This window comes from Rhizobium sp. WSM409 (assembly GCF_057653825.1).
Map to the genome: position 1 here is coordinate 451,872 of NZ_CM172794.1, position 23,240 is coordinate 475,111.

Genomic DNA, 23,240 nt, shown 5'->3' on the forward strand with positions numbered 1-23,240 from the left:
GGAGGATTTATGCCGGAGCAGATGAACAAACCCCAGGCGATCATCGTCATGGGAGTCAGCGGCTGCGGCAAATCCTCCGTCGGTGAGAAACTCGCCGAAGCCCTGCACCTGGCCTTCGTCGAAGGTGATGCGCTTCATCCGGCCGCCAATGTCGAGAAGATGTCGAAGGGCATTGCGCTGACCGATGAAGACCGGATGCCGTGGCTCGACCGCATCGGCGAAGACATGAAAGCCTCGCTGGAGAAGAGCAAGGGCATCATCGTTTCCTGCTCGGCGCTGAAGCGCCTCTATCGCGACAGGCTGAGGGCTGCTGCCGGCGGCAATCTCTTCTTCGTTTATCTCGAAGGTTCCAGGGCGCTGCTGATGAAAAGGATGGGTGAGCGCAAGGGGCACTTCATGCCGGTCTCGCTGCTCGACAGCCAACTGGCGACGCTTGAGGTGCCCACAGGCGAGCCTGGTGTCGTCACCGTGGATATCGACGACACGATCGACGGCATCGCGGCAACGGCGCTCAAGAGCCTTGCAGCGCTCGGCGTCACGGGTTGAAACGCTGCGGCGAATAGGCCGAAATATCGATGAACGGCGTCTCGCCGGTGATGAGTTCGGCAAGCACGCGGCCGGTTACCGGCCCGAGCGTCAGCCCATGATGGGCATGGCCGAAGGCAAACCACAGGCCCTGATGGCGCGGCGCCTTGCCGATAACAGGCATCATATCCGGCGTGCAGGGGCGCGCGCCCATCCAGGGTTCGGGATCGAGCCTGTCTCCGAGCGGGAAGATGGTGCGCGCCACCGCTTCGGCGCGGTCGAGCTGGACCGGCGTCTTGGGCGCGTCGAGCGTTGCAAACTCCGCCCCTGTCGTCAGGCGGATGCCTCGGTTCATCAGCGCAAGGAGATAGCCGCGTTCGGCATCGAGCATCCAGTTGTTGAGCACAGCATTGCCTCCGGCGGCATAGTGCATGTGATAGCCGCGCTTGACGCCGAGCGGGAAGGAGTAGCCGAGCCGGCGCGTAGCAACGGCCGCCCAGGGGCCGAGCGCCATCACCGCATCCTCGGCTTCGAGCGGACCTTCCGCCGTCATGATTTTCCAGCCGGAGCCGAACGGACCGAGCGAGGCGGCGTCACCCGTGACGAAGCGGCCGCCGAGGCTCTCGAAATAGCGGCGATAGGCCGATGTCAGCGCATGCGGGTCGAGCACCGACCAGGGGTCGCGCCAGCGGATGCCGCCGGCGAAATCGCCGGTCATATACGGCTCCATGCGGGCGATATCGGCCGGAGTCAGGCTGTCATACTCCACGCCGAATTCATTCTGCCAAAGTGCTGCCTCTGCAAGAGCCCCGTCGCGCTTGGCTTCAGCGCGGAAAATCTTTATCCAGCCGTCCTTGCGGATCAGCCCTTCGGCCTGCGACGCCTCGATCAGATCCTTGTGTTCGACAACCGAATTTTCGATCAGCGGTGCATAGGCCCGGGTAATGATCGCGTGGCGACGCGCATTGGAATTCCACCAGTAGCGAGCGAGAAAGGCGATCTGGCTCGGCAGTGCGCGCAGATGATAATGCGCGTCGATGCGGTTATTCACAGCATAACGCAGTAAAAGCCCGAGCTGCTGGGGAAAGCCGTAAGGCGCGACACCTTCGCGCTGGATCAGGCCGGCATTGCCGAACGAGGTTTCGTTGCCCGGCTCCTTGCGGTCGATCAGCGTCACCTGCCGGCCGCGCCGCTGAAGATGGATGGCCGTGGAAACCCCGACGATGCCGGCGCCGAGCACGATTGCGTTCTTCGTCATTTCCGCTTGCATTCCGCTTTGTTTATCGGGGTGAAAATGCCCGTGCCGATACCGCGACGCAAACGGAAAATCGCATTCATTTCAAAATCATTGCGCTTTTCAGTGCGGCATTTTCAGCCTTCACGCGGACATGGAGGATAAGCGCGTTGAGAAGGGAAAAGACGATCGCGTAAAGCGGTAGGCCGAAGGCGAGGGGAAGGACGGCGATCTCGCCGACGACGATCGCATAGTTCGGATGGCGGAGGAAGCGATAGGGCCCGGATCTGACCAGCGGCGCGCCGGGCAGGACGATGATGCGCGTCGTCCAGCGGCCTTTCAGCGTCGCCAGCACCCAGAGCCGCAGCGCCTGCAGCCCCATGAACACCAGAAACCAGAAGAACGCGACTGGCCTGCCCGGTGCAAGCAGCCAAAGGCCGATGATCCAGCCTGCATGCAGCGCCACCATGGTGGGATAATGCTCGGGTGCCACCTCTCTGGCGCCCCTGGAAAGAAGCGCCGCCGTGTTGCGCCGGGCGAGCACGAGTTCCGCCAGCCGCTGCAGCGTCACGAATGCCAGAAGCGCGATCGACGGCCACATCATGCGACCCTCCTGAGCGTCACGCAGCTCGCCGAAAAGCCCGGTCCCATGGCGATCATGGCAGCGCGCTGCGGCAACCCGGCGCGGATTGCCCGCTCCAGCACGAACAGGATGGTCGGCGAGGACATGTTGCCGTATTCGGCAAGCACGGCGCGCTCGTGATCGAGCGTGCCCGGCACCATCGAAAGCGCGCTCTCCATCGCGGCCAACACCTTCATGCCGCCGGGATGGCAGATGAAGCGGTCGATATCCTCCACCCTCAGCCCATTTCGGGCCAGAATGGCCGTCACCGCCGGGCCGAGCTCCTTTTCGGCAAAGGGCGGCAGCGATTGCGCCAGCACGATACCGAAACCGCCGTCATCGATCTTCCAGCCCATGATATCGAGCGTGTCGGGAAAAAGATGCTCGCCGGTCGATTCCACCTCGGCTAGCCCGTCTTCGCCTGATCGCAGTACGCAGGCGGCAGCGCCGTCGCCAAAAAGCGCCGTCGCGATGATGTTCGGCCGCGTCAGCTCGTCCAGCCGGAAGGCGAGCGTGCAAAGTTCGATCGAGACGAAAAGCACAACAGTGCCCGGCCGGCTTCGCGCCAGCCGCGAGGCGATCGCAAAGCCTGACACGCCGGCAGCACAGCCGAGCCCGAAGACCGGCACGCGTTCGATATCGGGCCTGAAACCCATCCTGCGGCTAAGCTGCGCATCAAGGCTCGGTGTCGTAAAACCGGTGGAGGAGACGGTCACGACACAGTCGACATCGCCGGCCTCAAGCCCTGCCTGACGAAGGGCAGAGGTGGCAGCCTCGACGAAAAGCCCGCCTGCGACCTCTGCAAAGGCCTGCATCCGGTCTTGCCAGCCATGCGGCTCGTCGAACCAGGCAAGCGGCCGCGCCGCATGGCGCTTGTCGATGCCGGCGCTATCGAAGACGCGGGCAAGATGGCGGAAATCCTCGAAGCGGTCGGCAAACAGCCGGGCCGAGGCTTCGACCGCCTGTTTTTGGAAAATGACATGTTCGGGTGTGGCAATGGCGAGGCTGACGAGTTTGACGGTGTCGGTCACAGAATTCTCCTTGTCCCTCCGGCGGAACGAAGGAAAACACGCAGACGCCCAAATTATTCAGCTCTGAAGCTTCACGAAAGGGTGAAGAAAGAAATGCAAGCAGTGCCGAATAAAGCTGGATGCAGCGGTGTTCTCTCGTCGCAACGTCACTTTCGAGGAGTTTCCCCATGACGATCATGACAGCCCGCATCGCTTCCATCATTCTCGGCGGCTGCCTTGCCGCTTCTGTTGTCTCCGGCCCGGTCTTTGCGGTCGGCGATGATAGCAACACGACACCGGTCTGCAAGAAGGGCGAGATCTACGACCAGAAGACCAAGAAATGCGTCAAGCAGCAGAGCGCCAACGTCTCGGACGAGAACCGCGCCGACTATGCCTATTCGCTGGCCAAGGCCGGTCGTTATGAGGAGGCGCTTGCCGTGCTCGACACGGTCAAGGATCAGAACACCGCCGAAGTGCTGAATTACCGCGGTTATGCCACCCGCAAGCTTGGCCGCACCGACGAGGGCATCTCCTATTACCTGCAGTCGGTGAAGATGGACCCGCAATACGCCAAGGTCCGCGAATATCTCGGCGAAGCCTATGTCATCAAGGGCCGGCTCGATCTTGCCAAAGACCAGCTGAAGACCATCAAGGCGATCTGCGGCACTGGCTGCGAGGAATATCAGGATCTGAACGCTGCAATCCTCGATCCCTCGAAGATCTGATCAGCAGGCCACAGCGGGAAAATGGAAGCACGAAAGGGACGTCAGAATGTCGGTCGCGCGCACCCATTTTCCTGCCTATAGTCGCGCGAGTATGGAATCGCCGGTTCATCCGGCGGTTTCGAGGGATGCAGGATTGGCGGAGGCGGCCATCGCGAGCGAAGCGGATATCAGAAGCGGCCTGACGGAAAATCTGGCAAGGCTCTGGCGTTACGGTCTCGTTCTCTCGCACCAGCGTGATGTCGCCGACGATCTGGTGCAGGCGACCTGCCTTCGCGCGCTGGAGCGCGCCGATCAATTCATCCCCGGCACCCGGCTCGACCGCTGGCTGTTTTCGATCCTGCATTCGATCTGGCTGAACGAGATCCGCTCGCGCCGGGTGCGCCAGGGCCAGGGGTTCGTCGATGCCGGGGAGACGCTGACCTTCGACGGCGCGCACGACACCGAAACGCATGTGATGGCGGTTCAGGTGCTGAAACAGGTGAATGCGCTGCCCGAGGCGCAGAGGACGGTGGTTTTCCTCGCCTACGTGGAAGGACTTTCCTATCGCGAGGTTGCAGGCATATTGGATATCCCGATCGGAACCGTGATGAGCCGGCTGGCGGCTGCCCGCGCCAAGCTCTCCGGCGCCGGGCCGGAAGGGGGACGGCAATGACGACGAAACACACCATTCCTTCCGACGAGGACCTGACCGCCTTCATCGACGGCGAACTGACGCCCGAAGAGGCCGCCCGCATTGAAGCCATCGTGAACGAAGACGAGAGCACCGCCGAGCGGCTGGAATTCCTGGCACGCGCCAGCCTGCCCTTCGAGCAAGCCTTCGCCCCGCTGCTGTCGGAAGCCCCGCGCGAGAAGCTGCAGGCGATGCTCGCCGCCATCCCCGTCCAGCAAAGTGCAAAATCCGCCGCCGCACCCGTATTCGCCACTCGTCGCCGCTTCCTCGGCGCGCTCGCCGCCTCGCTGGTCGCCGGCATTGCGATCGACCGCGCCGTCATCGGCATGGGAGCACGCTTTTCGGCAAAGGACGAAAACAGCGAATGGCGCGCCGTGGTCGCCGATTATATCTCGCTCTATACCCCGGAAAGTCTGGCCGGCCCCGTCCCCAGCACGGAGGACCAGGCCGCCCAGCTCGCCGGTCTTGACGAGAAGCTCGGCCTGTCACTCTCCCCCGAAGCCGTCTCGCTCCCGGGGGTCGATTTCAAACGCGCCCTGCTGCTGCAATATGATGGTAAGGCGCTCGCCCAGATCGCCTATCTCGACCCCGAGACCGGGCCGATGGCGCTGTGCATCGTCAAGTCTGACAAGGGGCCGAAGGCACCGGACCTCGAAAGCCGCAAGGGTATGAACGTCGTCTACTGGTCGAATGCGACGCACGCCTTCATGCTGATAGGCCGCATCCCGGTAGACCGGGTGCAGGAATTGGCGGAGAACGCCCGGAGCAGGCTTTCAAGCTGATCAGCTCAGCGGGACTTCAGCTTCGCCGGTTTTTCTTGGAGCGCGTTTGAGCTCCAAATTGACGCTTTGAACAAGGACATCGGCTTCACCACGGTCGGACAGGACGCCGTCGTCAAGCTCGAAGTTTTTCCCTTCCCTCGCTATGGAACGATCACAGCCGACCTCACTGAATTGCGGCAGATGCGATCCTCGAACCCGACGCGGCACGCCGTGAAGGCGACCCCGCGCACGACAGCCGGAGACGACGTTCGGCGGCGCCGAAACAATGCGGCCCCTCTCGCTTTCCCGATATCACCAAGCCTGAGACTTATTAAATTTCAGCAGATGACCGTAACGTCAATTTAAGTGCCGCCGTGGCAGCAATTGCGGAGGTTCGGACGGGCGAGCACAGCATCCTGGAATATGTCTTCCGGCCTTCGATAGAGGTTGCGGACAAGGCGGTTCATGAGCGGTAGTAACTAAGGTCGAAAACTTTCCGAAGCGAATTAAAGCTTTTAGTTGAATTTTCCTTTGATTTCGGGCAGAGGGAAACTGGCATTAGGCGCGGCCGAACGGATTAGGCAAACGGGTATTTTATGACGGACCTTATTACTCCGACGAAGATCGTCAACACGACTGGCGATAATAAAGTTGACGGGCTTCTTGATGTCTTTGCCTGGGACGGAACGATAACCTATGCGTTTCCCACAACTTCGGCATCTTATTCCTATGGCCCCGAAAAATACCATTCTTTCTCTTCAATTTCGTCACAGCAGCAGTCTCTCGCCTTGTACTTTATGGAGCAATCCTACGGGAGTGCGGCAAATGACGGCTTCTCCGTCGAGGGGTTCACGAACGCCAACTTTGAGGCGGGAAGCGCGGGTACCGCAACGGTGCGGTTCGCTCAATCGTCTTTGCCTGACACGGCATGGGCCTATTTACCAGCTAGCGGCGAGCCAAGTGGTGATGTCTGGTTCGGGACCGGATATGCTGGCACCGAAGATGATCTTCGCTTTCCGAGGTTCGGCAACTATGCAGGCCATACCTTGGCGCATGAGCTGGGTCACGCTCTCGGGCTGAAACATGCTCACATGGCGGGTGATTTCAATGGGATAGTCGTTCCGAGCGCCTACGACTCGCTCGAATATACGATCATGACCTATCGCACATTTATCGGAGACGATGGGAGTTCGGCCAAGTATGAGCATGATGGCGCGCCACAAAGCTTCATGATGCTCGACATCGCCGCCCTGCAGGAAATGTATGGTGCGGACTACACGACGAACGGTGGCGATACTGTCTATAAGTGGAATCCGAACCAGGGCATCACCTATGTCGACGGCGTTGCGGCCATCACGCCCGCTGCCAACAGGATCTTCGCAACAATCTGGGACGGCGGTGGTATCGATACCTACGACCTGAGTGCCTATACGACCGGCCTTAAAATCGACTTGCGAGCAGGGGGGTACTCGGTCTTTTCCCAGGGCCAACTGGCCGATCTGGGCGGAGGTCCGAATAATGGCTATGCCCGTGGCAACATTTTCAACGCCCTTCTTTATCAAGGCAACGTCGCGTCGTTGATTGAGAACGTTCAGGCCGGCTCCGGCAACGATTCGATTGTAGGCAATGAGGCGGACAATACGCTCTGGGGCAATGCCGGAAATGATTCGCTTTCCGGCGGTGCCGGCAATGACACATTGGTCGGCGGAACGGGCAACGACACCTATATTGTCGATGATCTGGTCGACGTGGTCACCGAAGGGCTGAATGAAGGGACCGATCTGATCAGGACGGTGCTTTCTTCCTATGCCTTGACCAATATTGCCAATGTCGAAAACCTGACCTTCACCGGCACCGGTGCGTTTACCGGGACCGGAAACGGCCTCGCCAACTCGATCACCGGCGGCGCCGGCAATGACTTGCTGGATGGCGGTGCCGGCAATGACACACTGATCGGCGGTGCTGGCAACGACATCTATGTGGTCGACGCTGGCGTCGATATTGTGGTCGAGAGTGCGAACAAGGGGACGGACACCGTCCGGACGGCGCTTTCAAGCTATATTCTCAGCAACAATGTCGAGAACCTGATTTACACGGGATCGGCTAGCGTCACCGGCACCGGCAATGCGCTGGCCAACACGATCACCGGCGGCGCCGGCAATGATGTGTTGGATGGTGGGGCCGGTGCCGATACATTGATCGGCGGAACGGGCGACGACACCTATGTCGTGGACAATGCCGGCGACAGCGTTGTCGAAAACGCCGCCGCGGGAACCGACACGGTCCGCGCGACACTCGCAAGCTATACGCTTGGAGCCAATATCGAGAACCTCACCTACATCGGAACGGCAGCCTTTGCCGGGACAGGCAATAGCCTTGCCAACACGATCACTGGCGGTGTCGGCAACGACACCCTGAATGGCGGGGCAGGTGCTGACACGCTGATCGGCGGAGCGGGCAACGACATCTATGTGATCGACAGTGCGAGCGACGTCGTCACCGAGTTAGCCAGCGCCGGCACAGACGAAATCCGCACGTCGCTTGCGACCTACTCGATCGCTGCACTGATCAATGTCGAGAACCTGAGCTATACGGGATCGGTCAGCTTCACCGGCACCGGCAATGCGCTCGCCAACAGGATCACCGGCGGGGCCGGCAACGATCTGCTTGACGGCGGCGCCGGCAATGACACGCTGAACGGCGGTGCGGGCAACGACATCTATGTGGTCGACAGTGCGAGCGACGTCGTCACCGAGGCGGTCAGTGCCGGCACCGATGAAATCCGCACGTCGCTTGCAGCCTACTCGATCGCTGCACTGATCAATGTCGAGAACCTCACCTACACGGGATCGGCCAACTTCACCGGCACCGGCAATACGCTGGCCAACACGATCACCGGCGGCGCCGGCCATGACACGCTGAATGGCGGGGCAGGTGCCGATACGCTGATCGGCGGGGCGGGCGACGACACCTATATCGTCGACAATGTCGGCGACAGCGTTGCCGAGAACGCCGCTGCGGGAACCGACACGGTTCGCACGACCCTGGCCGCCTACACACTGGGAGCCAATGTCGAGAACCTCACCTATATCGGAACGGCAGCCTTTGTCGGGACAGGCAATAGCCTTGCCAACACGATCACTGGTGGTGTCGGCAACGACACGCTGAATGGCGGGGCAGGTGCCGATAGCTTGATCGGCGGAGCGGGCAACGACACCTATATCGTCGACAATGCCGGCGACAGCGTTGCCGAGAACGCCGCCGCGGGAACCGACACGGTCAAGACCGTGCTGGCAAACTATACGGTCGGCAACAATGTCGAGAACCTCACCTACACGGGATCGGCCAGCTTCACCGGCACCGGCAATGCGCTCGCCAACACGATCACCGGCGGCGCCGGCAACGATCTGCTGGACGGCGGCGCCGGCAATGACACGCTGATCGGCGGAGCGGGCAACGACATCTATGTGGTCGACAGTGCGAGCGACATCGTCACCGAATTGGCCAATGCCGGCACCGACGAAATCCGCACGTCGCTTGCAGCCTACTCGATCGCTGCACTGATCAATGTCGAGAACCTGAGCTATACGGGATCGGTCAGCTTCACCGGCACCGGCAATGCGCTGGCCAACACCATCACCGGTGGCGCCGGCAATGACACGCTGAATGGCGGGGCAGGTGCCGATAGCTTGATCGGCGGGGCGGGCGACGACACCTATATCATCGACAATGCCGGCGACAGCGTTGCCGAGAACGCCGCCGCGGGAACCGACACGGTTCGCACGACCCTGGCAAGCTATACGCTTGACGCCAATGTCGAGAACCTCACCTATATCGGAATCGGAACGGCAGCCTTTGCCGGCACCGGAAACGATCTCGACAATGTAATCACAGGGGCGGCCGCCGCTGATACGCTGTCAGGCGGCGACGGCAACGATACGCTGAATGGCGGGGCAGGTGCCGATAGCTTGATCGGCGGGGCGGGCGACGACACCTATATCATCGACAATGCCGGCGACAGCGTTGCCGAGAACGCCGATGAAGGAACCGACACGGTCAAGACCGTGCTGGCAAGCTATACGCTTGGCGTCAATGTCGAGAACCTCACCTATATCGGAACGGCAGCCTTTGCCGGGACAGGCAACAGCCTTGCCAACACGATCACTGGTGGTGTCGGCAACGACACGCTGAATGGTGCGGCTGGCGCCGACACGATGATCGGCGGTGCGGGCGACGACACCTATATCGTCGACAATGCCGGCGACAGCGTTGCCGAGAACGCCGCCGCGGGAACCGACACGGTCAAGACCGTGCTGGCAAACTATACGATCGGCAACAATGTCGAGAAGCTGAGCTACACGGGATCCGCCAGCTTCACCGGCACCGGCAATGCGCTTGCCAACACGATCATCGGTGGCGCCGGCAACGATCTGCTTGACGGCGGTGCCGGCAACGACACGCTGATCGGCGGCGCCGGCAACGACATCTATGTGGTCGACAGTGCGGGCGACGTCATCACCGAGTTGGCCAGTGCCGGCACCGACGAAATCCGCACGTTGCTTGCAGCCTACTCCATCGCCACATTGGTCAATGTGGAGAACCTGAGCTACACGGGATCGGCCAACTTCACCGGCACCGGCAATGCGCTTGCCAATACGATCACCGGCGGCGCCGGCTCTGACATGCTGAATGGCGGGGCAGGGGCCGACACGCTGATCGGTGGTGCGGGCGACGACACCTATATCATCGACAATGCCGGCGACCTCATCACCGAAGCGGCCAATGAGGGGATCGACACGGTTCGCACGACGCTGACGAGCTATACGCTTGGCAGCGACCTCGAGAACCTCGCCTATATCGGCACGCTAGCCTTCACCGGAACAGGCAATGATCTCGACAACGTGATCACCGGTGGCGCTGCGATCGATACGCTTTCCGGCGGCGCCGGCAATGATACGCTGAATGGCGGGGCTGGTGCCGACACGATGATCGGCGGAACGGGCGACGACACCTATGTCGTCGACAATGCCGGTGACAGCGTCACCGAGAACGCCGCCGCGGGAACCGACACGGTTCGCACGATATTGGCCGCCTACACACTGGGAGCCAATGTCGAGAACCTCACCTACATCGGAACGGCAGCCTTTGTCGGGACAGGCAATAGCCTTGCCAACACGATCACTGGTGGTGTCGGTAATGACATCCTGAATGGCGGGGCAGGTGCTGACACGCTGATCGGCGGAGCGGGCCACGACATCTATATCGTCGATGATCTGGCCGACGTGGTCACCGAAGGGCTGAATGAAGGGACCGATCTGATCAGGACGGTGCTTTCTTCCTATGCCTTGACCAATATTGCCAATGTCGAAAACCTGGCTTTCATCGGCACCGGCGATTTTATCGGCACCGGCAATGCGCTTGCCAACACGATCATCGGCGGCGCCGGCAACGATCTGCTTGACGGCGGCACCGGCAATGACACGCTGAACGGCGGAGCCGGCAACGACATCTATGTGGTCGACAGTGCGGGCGACGTGATCAACGAGGCGGTCAACGCCGGCACCGATGAAATCCGCACGGTGCTTGCAGCCTACTCGATCGCCGCCTTGGTCAATGTCGAGAACCTGAGCTACACGGGATCGGCCAACTTCACCGGCACCGGCAATGCGCTTGCCAATACGATCACCGGCGGTATCGGCAACGACACGCTGAACGGCGGGGCAGGGGCCGACACGATGCTCGGTGGTGCGGGCGACGACACCTATATCGTCGACAATGCCGGCGACCTCATCACCGAAGCGGCCAATGAGGGGATCGACACGGTTCGCACGACGCTGGCAAGCTATACGCTTGGCAATGATCTCGAGAACCTCTCCTATATCGGAGCGGCGGCCTTTGCCGGGACGGGCAATGGCCTTGCCAACACGATCAGGGGCGCGGCAGGTGCCGACATTCTGGACGGGAAGGCCGGAGCAGACATACTGATCGGCGGAGCGGGCAACGACACCTATATTGTCGATGACGTTGGCGATGTGGTCACCGAAGGACTGAATGAAGGCACCGATCTGATCAAGACGGCGCTTTCGAGCTATGCGCTCGGCAACAATGTCGAGAACCTGATCTATACGGGATCCGCCAGCTTCACCGGCACCGGCAATGCGCTTGCCAACACGATCATCGGTGGCGCCGGCAACGATCTGCTTGACGGCGGTGCTGGCAACGACACGCTGATCGGCGGCGCCGGTAACGACATCTATGTGGTCGACAGTGCGGGCGACGTCATCACCGAGTTGGCCAGTGCCGGCACCGACGAAATCCGCACGTTGCTTGCAGCCTACTCCATCGCCACATTGGTCAATGTGGAGAACCTGAGCTACACGGGATCGGCCAACTTCACCGGCACCGGCAATGCGCTTGCCAATACGATCACCGGCGGCGCCGGCTCTGACATGCTGAATGGCGGGGCAGGGGCCGACACGCTGATCGGTGGTGCGGGCGACGACACCTATATCGTCGACAATGCCGGCGACCTCATCACCGAAGCGGCCAATGAGGGGATCGACACGGTTCGCACGACGCTGGCAAGCTATACGCTTGGCAGCGACCTCGAGAACCTCACCTATATCGGCACGCTAGCCTTCGCCGGAACAGGCAATAGCCTCGACAACACGATCACGGGTGGCGCTGCCATCGATACGCTGTCAGGCGGCGCCGGCAATGATACGCTGAATGGCGGGGCTGGCGCCGACACGCTGATCGGTGGTGCAGGCGACGACATCTACATCGTCGACAATGCCGGCGACCTCATCACCGAAGCGGCCAATGAGGGGATCGACACGGTTCGCACGACGCTGGCAAGCTATACGCTTGGCAATGATCTCGAGAACCTCTCCTATATCGGAGCGGCGGCCTTTGCCGGGACGGGCAATGGCCTTGCCAACACGATCAGGGGCGCGGCAGGTGCCGACATTCTGGACGGGAAGGCCGGAGCAGACATACTGATCGGCGGAGCGGGCAACGACACCTATATTGTCGATGACGTTGGCGATGTGGTCACCGAAGGACTAAATGAAGGCACCGATCTGATCAAGACGGCGCTTTCGAGCTATGCGCTCGGCAACAATGTCGAGAACCTGATCTATACGGGATCCGCCAGCTTCACCGGCACCGGCAATGCGCTTGCCAACACGATCATCGGTGGCGCCGGCAACGATCTGCTTGACGGCGGTGCTGGCAACGACACGCTGATCGGCGGCGCCGGTAACGACATCTATGTGGTCGACAGTGCGGGCGACGTCATCACCGAGTTGGCCAGTGCCGGCACCGACGAAATCCGCACGTTGCTTGCAGCCTACTCCATCGCCACATTGGTCAATGTGGAGAACCTGAGCTACACGGGATCGGCCAACTTCACCGGCACCGGCAATGCGCTTGCCAATACGATCACCGGCGGCGCCGGCTCTGACATGCTGAATGGCGGGGCAGGGGCCGACACGATGATCGGTGGTGCGGGCGACGACACCTATATCATCGACAATGCCGGCGACCTCATCACCGAAGCGGCCAATGAGGGGATCGACACGGTTCGCACGACGCTGGCAAGCTATACGCTTGGCAATGATCTCGAGAACCTCTCCTATATCGGAGCGCTAGCCTTCGCCGGAACAGGCAATGGCCTTGCCAACACGATCAGGGGCGCGGCAGGTGCCGACATTCTGGACGGGAAGGCCGGAGCAGACATACTGATCGGCGGAGCGGGCAACGACACCTATATTGTCGATGACGTTGGCGATGTGGTCACCGAAGGACTAAATGAAGGCACCGATCTGATCAAGACGGCGCTTTCGAGCTATGCGCTCGGCAACAATGTCGAGAACCTGATCTATACGGGATCCGCCAGCTTCACCGGCACCGGCAATGCGCTTGCCAACACGATCATCGGTGGCGCCGGCAACGATCTGCTTGACGGCGGTGCTGGCAACGACACGCTGATCGGCGGCGCCGGTAACGACATCTATGTGGTCGACAGTGCGGGCGACGTCATCACCGAGTTGGCCAGTGCCGGCACCGACGAAATCCGCACGTTGCTTGCAGCCTACTCCATCGCCACATTGGTCAATGTGGAGAACCTGAGCTACACGGGATCGGCCAACTTCACCGGCACCGGCAATGCGCTTGCCAATACGATCACCGGCGGCGCCGGCTCTGACATGCTGAATGGCGGGGCAGGGGCCGACACGCTGATCGGTGGTGCGGGCGACGACACCTATATCATCGACAATGCCGGCGACCTCATCACCGAAGCGGCCAATGAGGGGATCGACACGGTTCGCACGACGCTGGCAAGCTATACGCTTGGCAATGATCTCGAGAACCTCTCCTATATCGGAGCGCTAGCCTTCGCCGGAACAGGCAATAGCCTCGACAACACGATCACGGGTGGCGCTGCCATCGATACGCTGTCAGGCGGCGCCGGCAATGATACGCTGAATGGCGGGGCTGGCGCCGACACGCTGATCGGTGGTGCAGGCGACGACACCTATATCATCGACAATGCCGGCGACCTCATCACCGAAGCGGCCAATGAGGGGATCGACACGGTTCGCACGACGCTGGCAAGCTATACGCTTGGCAGCGACCTCGAAAACCTCACCTATATCGGAGCGGCAACCTTCGTTGGAACAGGGAATCTGCTTGACAACGTTATCACAGGTGGTGTTGGCGCTGACAGCCTCGCGGGGGCGGCGGGCAACGACACATTGATCGGGGGTGGTGGCTCCGACAAGATGTCGGGTGGGATGGGCGACGACGTTTACGTCGTTGACATTGCGACTGATATTGTGATCGAGAACGCGAACGAGGGAATAGACATAGTCCACACGGCGCTTTCAAGCTATACGCTCGGCAACAATGTCGAGAACCTGACCTATACAGGATCTGCCAGCTTCACCGGCACCGGCAATGCGCTCGCCAACACGATCACCGGCGGCGCCGGCAACGATATCCTGAATGGCGGGGTCGGTGCGGACACCTTGATCGGCGGAGCGGGCAACGACACCTATATCGTCGACAATGCCGGCGACCTCGTCAACGAAGCTGCCAATGAGGGGATCGACACGGTTCGCACGAACCTGGCGAGTTATACGCTTGCCGGCAATGTCGAGAACCTGAGCTTTGCCGGCATAGGGCCGTTTGCCGGAACAGGGAATGCGCTGAACAACGTAATCGTCGGCGGCAGTGGTTCTAATACGCTGACGGGCGGCGCCGGTAACGATACCCTCACTGGTGGAGCAGCAGCCGACGTCTTCGTTTATTTGCTGAACTGGGGCCACGATACGATCACAAACTTCATGGCAACCGGCCCGGCGCACGACACGATCAGAATCGATCACAACATTTTCGCCGACTGGGAATCGCTTTTTGCTGCATCCAGTCAGAATGGCAACGATACAATCGTTACGGCCGATATCGACAACACCATAGTGTTGAGGAACGTAGCCTTGACGAGCCTAGACTCGGGGGATTTCCTTTTTGCGTGAACCCAATCGGACCTCCGGGTAAACCCCCGGGGGGAGATCTGGCATGCTGCGGCGGAGAGGATGACGGCGATTGCGGACGGGTTCGGCGGAGGGTGACGGTGTGAAACGGCTATCGGCGGTCGCGTGGATTTACGCTGATAAATCCTGCGATCGATTGCGCATCAGGAACTGGCCCAACCGGTTCACGATCTTAAAGGCCCAGAACATCGATGTTGAGACCTTCAGGCCGTTGTCGGCAAGGGCGGACAGCACCTCCTTGTTCTGACGCGATATATTTTGAACGTTCTTGTTCGTGGCGCCCCCTAAGCGCATCCTGACCAGGACTCGCGGGATATAGATTGTTCTGATCCGCGCGACTTCCAAAAATCGCATCATAAGCTCGACGTCGGCTGCAAGCCGATAACGCAGATCAAACCGCCCGGACTGATCATAAATGCTACGGCGAACATAGAATGTCGGATGTGGTGGACACCAGCCACGGGCGAAAGAACCGGATCTGAACGCACGCGATTTCCAGTAGCGGATCTTGCGATCGGTATGCCGGTTGGAAACATAGACGAGATCGCCGTAGCAGCCGTCATATGCTTCATCTTGCAACGCAGCCGCCACAGTTCCGAGGGAGTCGCTGCTCTCGAAAATATCGTCCGCATTCAGGAACCCGATAATATCGCCGGTTGCTAGACCAATTCCTTTGTTCATCGCCTCATAAATGCCTCCATCCGGTCCCGAAAGCACACGGCGGTTCTTGGCGGGCGCCGAAGCGATGATGGCGAGCGTAGAATCTTTTGAGCCGCCATCGATGATGATGTGCTCGAAATCGTCGTAGGTTTGCGTGTCGATGGACCGCAACGTATCGGCAATGGTCCGCTCGGCGTTCCAGCAAACGGTGATGAGGCTTATCCGGGGAGAGCTTGGATTGGCAGTGTCTGCAGCCATTTTAACGGGTGTCTTGCTCATATTCGAAGCGGCGGAATCTAGCCAACCCGTAGCAGACGGAAAGGCGGTGTCGCAATCCAGTACTGCAGATTATCCTTGATCAATGCAGGAGATCCCTCGCCATTTCGAAGCAACTTCTTCCGGTTCTTGACACGCCATGCTCATTGTATCCAGGCCTCGCGGCGTGAGCTTGAACTGCACCCGTGCCTGCATATCCGCTCCTATGCAGTCGGAGCGTTCTGTTGAATTCTCCTACGTGCGACCGCCTGACCTTGCGGGAGAGCGGGGTGGAATTTCTAGATCGGCCTCAGCACGAAGAGAAGGCTGTCGCCCTTGCCTGCGGCATCCAGAATTCGATTGCCCAATCCCATCACCATCCTGGCCCCACGTGCGCCACGCGATAGGGCTACGTTCTTCAGTCGAGTGAAGAACGGTGGCCTGCCTTGGATTGCATCAGCATTGTGCATCCAGGTGGATGATGACTTGCCCTCCTGCTTCCGCTCGCGTGCAGTGCGTAATTGCAGGACCGACCAGAGATTAGGCGTAACCGTTCTGACGTTTTCGACCTTGTAACCAAACTTGCCGGCGAGCTTGGTAAAAGAGGTGCGGTTGAAATGATTTTGGTGATAGGGAATGTGCCAATTGATCCAGCGGTCTTTCCAGATCTTGTGATGAAACGAGCCCGTATTGGGGAACGCCATGATCACGCGACCCCGGGGGGTGAGGCGTTCTCTTACCGCCTGCAGCATGGCCGAGGGATCCGGCACATGTTCGAGCACCTGATTCAATACAATCAGGTCGAACTTCATGTCGGGAAAAGGCAGATCGTAAATGTTGCCGATATGGACCTGCAGACCGAAATGATCAGCGATAGTCCGCACATTCGGATCCGCCTCGATCCCCCAGCTTTCAATACCCTTGTTACGCATTTCAAGGAGTGAAATGCATGAGCCGCAACCGACATCCAGTATTTTCTCACCAGGCTGCGCCAGATAGTGGCCTTGATGATCGGTGCCGGCCATCCAACGATTGAAAGCGGCGAAAGGCTTGTTTACCAGCGCAGCTTCTCGCTCTATGGCGGAGAAATCAACTTTCCGGCGCGGATAATGCGTCCTGTAATGCCCGGGCAGGTCTTCTTCCGTGAGCGGCGGTGTCGTTGTCATATGACCGCAAGACACGCACCTCTTGATCGAATATACACCGGGCAGCCGTATCGATCGTCGGATATGCGCTCGATAAATGCCTCCATATTCGAACCGCAGGCAATACACTGCATCTGATGATCGCTCTTCATCGCGTCGTTATTGTCCTTTTTCATTTCTTCGCTGGCAGAGCATGGGCCGTCCGGATAATCATGAAGGCCGCCATGCGCAACGGCGCTGTCAGCCGTTGCAAAGGCGTGCCGATCAAAGAATAGAACGCGGCCCGCTGAAATACATTGTGGGGCGAGCGCCGGCCAAAATGCTTCTTCCACCAAGACGTATGCGACACATGGGCGCCATAGACCGGCGGCGAATAAACTATGGCCTCGCTGGAAACAAGAAGCGGTACGCCCGTTTGCGCGAAGCGCATGGATATTTCGTAATCTGCCATATAATGCGGCAGAAGGCGCGGACGCATCGTTCCGTGCCGTTTGAAAAGTTCGGCCGGAAAAAGTGTTCCACGCCCGCTGAGCGCGTCGGCCTTATAGAGCGGCTTGGGATTCCGGCGCTCCTCTTCACTCAACTCGGCGAGAATGTCCCATACTGCAATGCGATTTATGTTCAAGCGCGGTCCCACGCCCGTCAAAGGCGGGTCGCTCTCCTCCTCGTGAACGACGCTGCCGATAATGGCATCCCGATTTTCGCGTGAACACCGTATCAATGTCTCGACATAGGTCGGGCCAAACCACGTGTCATTGTTGACGAACAGGATGTAGTCTTCGGGGCCGCAGTCGGGCAGAACCCGCTTCAGGCCGACCTCTATGGCTCCGCCCCACCACAGATTGCCGTCGCCTCTTATGCTCGTCAGGTCAGGCTGCGCCGCGAGGAATTCAGCCGTTTCATCGGTGGAGCCGTCATCAATGATGACAATTCGGATATTGTCGACAACAGTTTGGGCTCTCAAGGCCGCGATGACTTTGCGAGTATGTTCAAGTCGGTTGAAGACCGGAATTAGGACGTATACGCGCATCGAATATTGTCGTCTTTCCTTACGAACCAACAGAAATCTGGCCGTTGCACAAAAGACACATCGGCGATAGCGGACCGCGCGTTTGTTCTATCAACCAGCATTGACGCACGATGAAGGCGCTTCATTCGAACCAAGCCTGGAAAGGCCGCCTCTCAAATTCGTCCAGCGCCCCGCCGTGTGTGGAATTGACGACGCGGATATCGTTCGCTCTCGCGATATTTGCGATGGCTCGATATTGCCGCCACAGCCGCGCCGCCTGCTGAAAGTCGTCGTGACGGTTCCTTCTCGGGGTGCCGTCCGCATTTACGGTGATATCTTTTCCCTTTTGCACCTTGAGTTCGAATGCGTATTGGTAGGGTGATGACAGGAAACGATCGTGGTCGACGCCGAGCAGGATGATCTCTTTGAAACCAAGATACATCGCTATCATCAAGGCCATCACCGGCACCGAATCGACCCGCGGCACCGGTTGAGAGATATCGACGATTTCCACTGATGTTCTTTCGTCGAAGCTTTCACCGAGCACGAGATACCGAACCGTTCGCCCTGAAAACAGATTGTGTTTTCGAACGAGCTCCGCTTCAGTGGAACTGAGAAACAGTTCCGCGGCGCCCAAGTGTGAATGCATCTCGTCGAACCAGCGGACCACGTCCTCCGATGTCATCAATCCGTAGGTAATTTGCGGAACACAATGATAACGAGACTGGAACTTATCGAAATCGGAGTGCAGGTAGCCGTTGGAAACGGTTATAACGGTTTCGCCCTGAAGTCGCGACAGATCCAAGCCCTTGACGCTCGGGCCATTGCCTAAAATAAAACAGCGCTGCCCCGCGTGCAGACCAGCAAGCTGTCTATTTTCTGCCAGCGAACTCGCGACGTCAGCAGAGAATTTGTGACGATTTTTTAGCCTGCGCTTCAGCTCATGCACACCATAGGGGAGCAGCATGGAGCCAAAGGTCAATATCTTTCTCAAAGCTGCAGCCACTTTACCACCTCAAAAACCTCCGCGTATTTTACACCGATGCGCTGGCCGGCGTTCTCGGCTTCATTGCGGAAGAAGCTCACCCATTTCCGCCCCGTGCGCTCCATCTCGGATTCATGGGCAAGGATCGCCTTTTCCTTCTGGTCCCAATGGGAGGTGATGTCGACGTAGAAATTGCCCCTGAAATCCACCGTCGAATGGTACCAGTTGCTGCGATACATCAGGAGGCGGGGCACATGGCGGCAGCTGTGCAGCGATGCGCGCGATAAGGCCAGATGGTCATGGTGGATGTCTCCGACCCAGTGGGTGTAGACCATATCGATCTTCAGATCCTGCACGAGCTTAAGGATCTCGATATTCAGCGGATCGACGAATTCGATCTGGAGCGTTTTGAACTCGCCGCAAAACATCTTGTGGACGCCGAGAATTTCCATCGCAGCATCCGCTTCCGCTCTGGCGACCTGGCTGCTGCGCACGGACTGATCATACTGGTTTGAAAAGCCGGATACGGTCGCGACATAGACATACACCGTGTCGCCGTTTGCAGCATGGCGTGCCAGTGCACCGCCACAGCCCAGTTCCACGTCGTCAAAATGGGCACCGATCGCGAGAATATTCATTTGCAACTCCAGAGCAGGTCACGCGTGCCTGCAATACCACAATTCAGCAGTGTGTCGAGAATGCTGAGATAGGGGATGAATGCCCCAAATGGCTGTGGATAAACCGGATGGACGAAATGCTGCCATTCGATTTCGATTCCGGCTGCCTCAAACACTTCCGGCCGCATATAGTCGCGCGCGCCGAGACCCGAGAGATAACGTGTTGCTCCCACTTTGCGCAGCAGTTCGACAAGCAATTCGTTCCTATGACCCTCGGGGCTTAGAGCGCTTGATCGTACCATCGGCATCGTGACTTCAAGCATATCCAGGATACCTTCGAGGAAATGCATGTTGAAATCGGCCAGCAGATCGAACCGCTTGCCGTAGAGAGCCTCTATACGGGGAAAGACCTCACTCCAACCGTCAGATCTGCGATAGTTTTCCCGAAGCAGGGAAAGGTTCTGGTCTATCCATCCTGTGCCGGGTGCCAGTTCCACCGCATTGATCGGTGTACCGAAGCTTGGCTTTCTAATTCCGACGGTGAGCCAGCGGTCGCCTTGTGCCGTCTTAATCTTGTCACGGTGCGTCCAGCTTTTGCTCGTGCCATGGACGAACTGAACATGATCCAGAACGATGTAGAGGTCGGCGTTCAAAAAACGCTGAAAAAAGCCGAGATAGGATGCAAAGTCCGGCTGATGGATCACCGCTGTCAGGGTCATGCAGCCAATCTTTCCAGCAGATCGGCAACGCGGCCGACCCCGCCAAGGTCGACCTTGGCCATGGCAGTCTCGCTCATGGTCCTGATGGGGATCGGCTTTTCCAGGATGCCGAGATCGAATGCCGAGTGATGCCCGGCGAAGAACGCTGCTCCAAGCTCCTCGAGCGCACGCCCGACCGGGATTTCAAAAGGTTCGTTGGCGATCACCACGCACGGCAAACCGGCCGCGCAGGCTTCGAATGGGGTGACACCGCCGCCGGTAATCGCCAGATCGTGGCCATGCATCTCTGCCGCAAGCGACGGCACTTGGTTGAGCAGTTTGAACCGATCGGGTGCAGCGGTCGCGACGATCTCTTCAAGCTCCGCCATGTGTTGGAAGCTCGGGCCTGTAACGATAGTAACAGGAAAAGGCCTGTCGCTCAGCCATTTGGCAACGCGGACGGTCACGCCGTAGGTATCGGCGCCGCCGAGCGTGACAAGGATCGATGCAAGGCTTTGCCGAAGTCTGCGAAACGCCGCGATTTCAGGATTGAGTATCATGTACTCCATCCCTAACCGAACATCCTTGCCCTTGAGACTCTCAGTCTTTTCGAACAGGAGCGCGCAGATATTGATGTCGGCAAGTCCCGCGCCATCACCACGATCATCAAAGGTAACGAGCTTGGCGCCCAAACGCTTGATCGCCTCGCTGTGGGATCGCTGCGTGTTCAGGCGGTCATTAATCCAGACTGAAGATGATGCATTGGGTTCGATAAAGCCATTCTCCCATCCGGTCACGGAGGCGAGATCATAAAGCGCCACGTCAAAGCCGCGCTCCCGGATGATCCTCAACGAATTCGGATGATCGTTTGCTAAAAATCGGACCGGATGTCCGCGCGAACGCAGTTCGGCGGCGAGTGTCAACGACCGAAACAGATGCCCCATGCCGCGTGCATGCGAACTTTCTATGCAGAAAACGAACATAGCCTGATCGCTTCTTCTGTCCCGAGCCAGTTCCCACCCCCGCGCGCTGCAAGAGCACAAGCACGTCTCCAGTCTTCTTCAGTATCTACCGTCAGGCGCAGTCCGGGGGATATTTTGGCCGGCGGCACCTCAAGTTGGCCGATCTTGAACAGTTCCGGCCGATCGGTGAAGTATTCATTCACGTGCTCGCGATGGTGCGGGAGCTTTCCCTCGCGATGACTGCGCGATAGAGCTTCGAAGGTAAATATCTCGGCGCCAACGCCAATCGGCAACTGGCCGAACGCATGCGTATAGTCGAATCCCTGCTTGTGGTGCAGATCGATCAGCCTCTCAAGCTCTTCGATGTCAGTGAAAGGATTATCTGCAGTCAATCGAACAATGTCGGACATTTCGAGCGATTTTGCGCATTGAAAATAACGATCGAGAACATCGGTTTCATCGCCACGAAAGCAGCTTACGCCGCGCTCAAGGCACCAGGCTTCGACAACATCGTTCTCGCTGGCCGATGAGGTCGCAACGACAATCCTGGCAGGCCGCTTCAACATCTGAAGCCTACCCAGGACATGTCCGAGAAGCGGCTTGCCGGAAATGTCGCGAAGCACCTTTCCCGGCAATCGGGTCGATCCCATCCGCGCCTGGATAATGATGCCAAGCGTCACGCCAGATCGCTCCACTGGAGAACGGCGTCCGCATCAAGATCCTTTACGAGCCGTCGCCCCGCAAGAGTTTCGAGATGCTTAGGTTCAATCCCTGTCCCAGGTCGTTTGACCGAGATGTCGCCGGCGGAGATGACATGGCCGGCTTTGAGCGGCCGATTGACGACAATGCTCTTGCGGTTGTTCAATCTTGTCGTCGCTTCACTGGCGGCCGGTTCCTTGCGACCACTGCCTTTCATCACCTCGAACGCCCGTATCGCATCCACAAGCCATTTCATTTCTGCTGGATCGGCCGAGAGCATGTGGTCGGGACCGTCGGCGGCTTTATCATAGGTGAAATGCCGCTCTATAACCCGTGCGCCCATCACGACCGCACAAAGGCTTGCGACCGGGGTCAACGTATGGTCGGAATAGCCAACGTCGAGATCCGGAAACGCTTCCATCATCGTTTGCATGGCGCGCAGGTTCACATTTTCCGGATGCGTCGGGTAGCTTGTGATGGCGTGCAGCAGAATGAGCTTGTCGTTGCCGGCTTCCTTGATTGCGGCGACGGATTCCCGAACCTCTTCGAGCGTCGACATCCCCGTCGACAGGATTATCGGCTTGCCCGTTTTTGCCAGGTAGCGGAGGAAGGGAATATTGACCGCATCGTCCGAGCCCACCTTATGGGCACCAACTCCACACTGCTCAAGCAGGTCGACGTCCGTTTCGTGTGAGGGCGACGAAAACCAGTCCAGCTCATGCTCCTCGGCATAGCGGAAAACCGCTTCGTGAAGCTCGTGACCGATTTCATATTTATGGAAAAGCTCGAATTGCGAGGTAACGCCGGTGTTTTCCATATCGAACATGGCGTTCCGGCTCGACAGGGTCTCCGCGCGATAAGTCTGGAGCTTGACAGCATCCACGCCGGACGCCTTGGCCTCGTCGATCAGCCGTCTTGCCTGATCAAAAGTCGTAAAATTCCCGCCGATTTCGGCGATAATATAACACCGGTCAGGTCGGTAGTTCCGGAACATCTGCTACTCCCGCAATTCACTATACAGCCGGCGTTCCAATAGCGGTAACACAGCTCAGTCCAGCTCTGTGCGATGTCATCCCGCACACGACCGGTATACAACTCCCGGCTGC

General features: G+C 59.0%; 17 protein-coding genes. 5 read left to right on the forward strand and 12 right to left on the reverse strand.

The genetic code is table 11. The annotated features are described in order from the left end of the window. Positions 1 to 9: 9 nt before the first annotated feature. Positions 10 to 546, forward strand: a complete 537-nt coding sequence (locus AC25BC_RS02210; RefSeq protein WP_012756125.1) for a gluconokinase — start codon at positions 10 to 12, stop codon at positions 544 to 546. Here the strand turns inward: AC25BC_RS02210 and AC25BC_RS02215 are convergent. The 3 genes from AC25BC_RS02215 to AC25BC_RS02225 all read right to left on the reverse strand — a co-directional run bounded on the left by AC25BC_RS02215 (position 536) and on the right by AC25BC_RS02225 (position 3,412). Continuing rightward, on the reverse strand, positions 536 to 1,783 hold the full coding sequence (locus tag AC25BC_RS02215) for an NAD(P)/FAD-dependent oxidoreductase (protein ID WP_128439570.1): 1,248 nt from the start codon (positions 1,781 to 1,783) through the stop codon (positions 536 to 538). The two genes, AC25BC_RS02210 and AC25BC_RS02215, sit on opposite strands and share 11 nt — an antisense overlap. A gap of 76 nt (positions 1,784 to 1,859) precedes the next feature. Further along, positions 1,860 to 2,363, reverse strand: coding sequence for an isoprenylcysteine carboxyl methyltransferase family protein (locus AC25BC_RS02220; RefSeq protein ID WP_012756127.1), 504 nt, complete (start codon positions 2,361 to 2,363; stop codon positions 1,860 to 1,862). Next, a complete protein-coding gene (locus AC25BC_RS02225) occupies positions 2,360 to 3,412 on the reverse strand; it encodes a type III polyketide synthase (RefSeq protein WP_128439569.1) in 1,053 nt (350 codons plus the stop codon). Before AC25BC_RS02225 ends, AC25BC_RS02220 begins: the two co-directional genes overlap by 4 nt. 167 nt (positions 3,413 to 3,579) lie before the next feature. On the opposite strand from AC25BC_RS02225, the gene AC25BC_RS02230 reads away from it, so the two are divergent. The 4 genes from AC25BC_RS02230 (at position 3,580) to AC25BC_RS02245 (ending at position 15,086) form a co-directional block, all read left to right on the forward strand. Next, positions 3,580 to 4,116, forward strand: coding sequence for a tetratricopeptide repeat protein (locus AC25BC_RS02230; RefSeq protein ID WP_128439568.1), 537 nt, complete (start codon positions 3,580 to 3,582; stop codon positions 4,114 to 4,116). Between the two features lie 46 nt (positions 4,117 to 4,162). Further along, positions 4,163 to 4,768 (forward strand): RNA polymerase sigma factor, encoded by a 606-nt coding sequence (locus AC25BC_RS02235; protein WP_128439567.1) that lies wholly within the window; start codon positions 4,163 to 4,165, stop codon positions 4,766 to 4,768. Next, a complete protein-coding gene (locus AC25BC_RS02240) occupies positions 4,765 to 5,568 on the forward strand; it encodes an anti-sigma factor family protein (protein WP_128439566.1) in 804 nt (267 codons plus the stop codon). Before AC25BC_RS02235 ends, AC25BC_RS02240 begins: the two co-directional genes overlap by 4 nt. Before the next feature lie 575 nt (positions 5,569 to 6,143). Next, a complete protein-coding gene (locus tag AC25BC_RS02245) occupies positions 6,144 to 15,086 on the forward strand; it encodes a M10 family metallopeptidase C-terminal domain-containing protein (protein WP_487778535.1) in 8,943 nt (2,980 codons plus the stop codon). Positions 15,087 to 15,215: 129 nt separating this feature from the next. On the opposite strand, the gene AC25BC_RS02250 is transcribed toward AC25BC_RS02245, so the two are convergent. The 9 genes from AC25BC_RS02250 to AC25BC_RS02290 all read right to left on the reverse strand — a co-directional run bounded on the left by AC25BC_RS02250 (position 15,216) and on the right by AC25BC_RS02290 (position 23,128). Beyond that, entirely contained in the window at positions 15,216 to 16,022 is an 807-nt protein-coding gene (locus AC25BC_RS02250) for a glycosyltransferase family 2 protein (protein ID WP_128439999.1), read from the reverse strand. 296 nt (positions 16,023 to 16,318) lie between these two features. Next, on the reverse strand, positions 16,319 to 17,185 hold the full coding sequence (locus AC25BC_RS02255; protein ID WP_245459898.1) for a class I SAM-dependent methyltransferase: 867 nt from the start codon (positions 17,183 to 17,185) through the stop codon (positions 16,319 to 16,321). A gap of 151 nt (positions 17,186 to 17,336) precedes the next feature. Continuing rightward, a complete protein-coding gene (locus AC25BC_RS02260) occupies positions 17,337 to 18,194 on the reverse strand; it encodes a glycosyltransferase family 2 protein (protein WP_128440000.1) in 858 nt (285 codons plus the stop codon). 121 nt (positions 18,195 to 18,315) lie between these two features. Next, positions 18,316 to 19,179: a hypothetical protein gene (locus AC25BC_RS02265; RefSeq protein WP_128440001.1), complete on the reverse strand. Its 864-nt coding sequence runs from the start codon at positions 19,177 to 19,179 to the stop codon at positions 18,316 to 18,318. Further along, on the reverse strand, positions 19,164 to 19,796 hold the full coding sequence (locus AC25BC_RS02270) for a PIG-L deacetylase family protein (RefSeq protein WP_029872533.1): 633 nt from the start codon (positions 19,794 to 19,796) through the stop codon (positions 19,164 to 19,166). The genes AC25BC_RS02265 and AC25BC_RS02270 overlap by 16 nt, the downstream gene beginning before the upstream one ends. Next, positions 19,793 to 20,494: a WbqC family protein gene (locus AC25BC_RS02275; protein ID WP_029872534.1), complete on the reverse strand. Its 702-nt coding sequence runs from the start codon at positions 20,492 to 20,494 to the stop codon at positions 19,793 to 19,795. Before AC25BC_RS02275 ends, AC25BC_RS02270 begins: the two co-directional genes overlap by 4 nt. Further along, a complete protein-coding gene (locus AC25BC_RS02280; protein WP_128440002.1) occupies positions 20,491 to 21,456 on the reverse strand; it encodes a PseG/SpsG family protein in 966 nt (321 codons plus the stop codon). The genes AC25BC_RS02275 and AC25BC_RS02280 overlap by 4 nt, the downstream gene beginning before the upstream one ends. Next, complete coding sequence (locus AC25BC_RS02285; RefSeq protein WP_128440003.1) at positions 21,438 to 22,115, reverse strand: cytidylyltransferase domain-containing protein; 678 nt, start codon at positions 22,113 to 22,115, stop codon at positions 21,438 to 21,440. The genes AC25BC_RS02280 and AC25BC_RS02285 overlap by 19 nt, the downstream gene beginning before the upstream one ends. Continuing rightward, positions 22,112 to 23,128, reverse strand: coding sequence for an N-acetylneuraminate synthase family protein (locus AC25BC_RS02290; protein ID WP_128440004.1), 1,017 nt, complete (start codon positions 23,126 to 23,128; stop codon positions 22,112 to 22,114). The genes AC25BC_RS02285 and AC25BC_RS02290 overlap by 4 nt, the downstream gene beginning before the upstream one ends. Positions 23,129 to 23,240 lie beyond the last annotated feature (112 nt).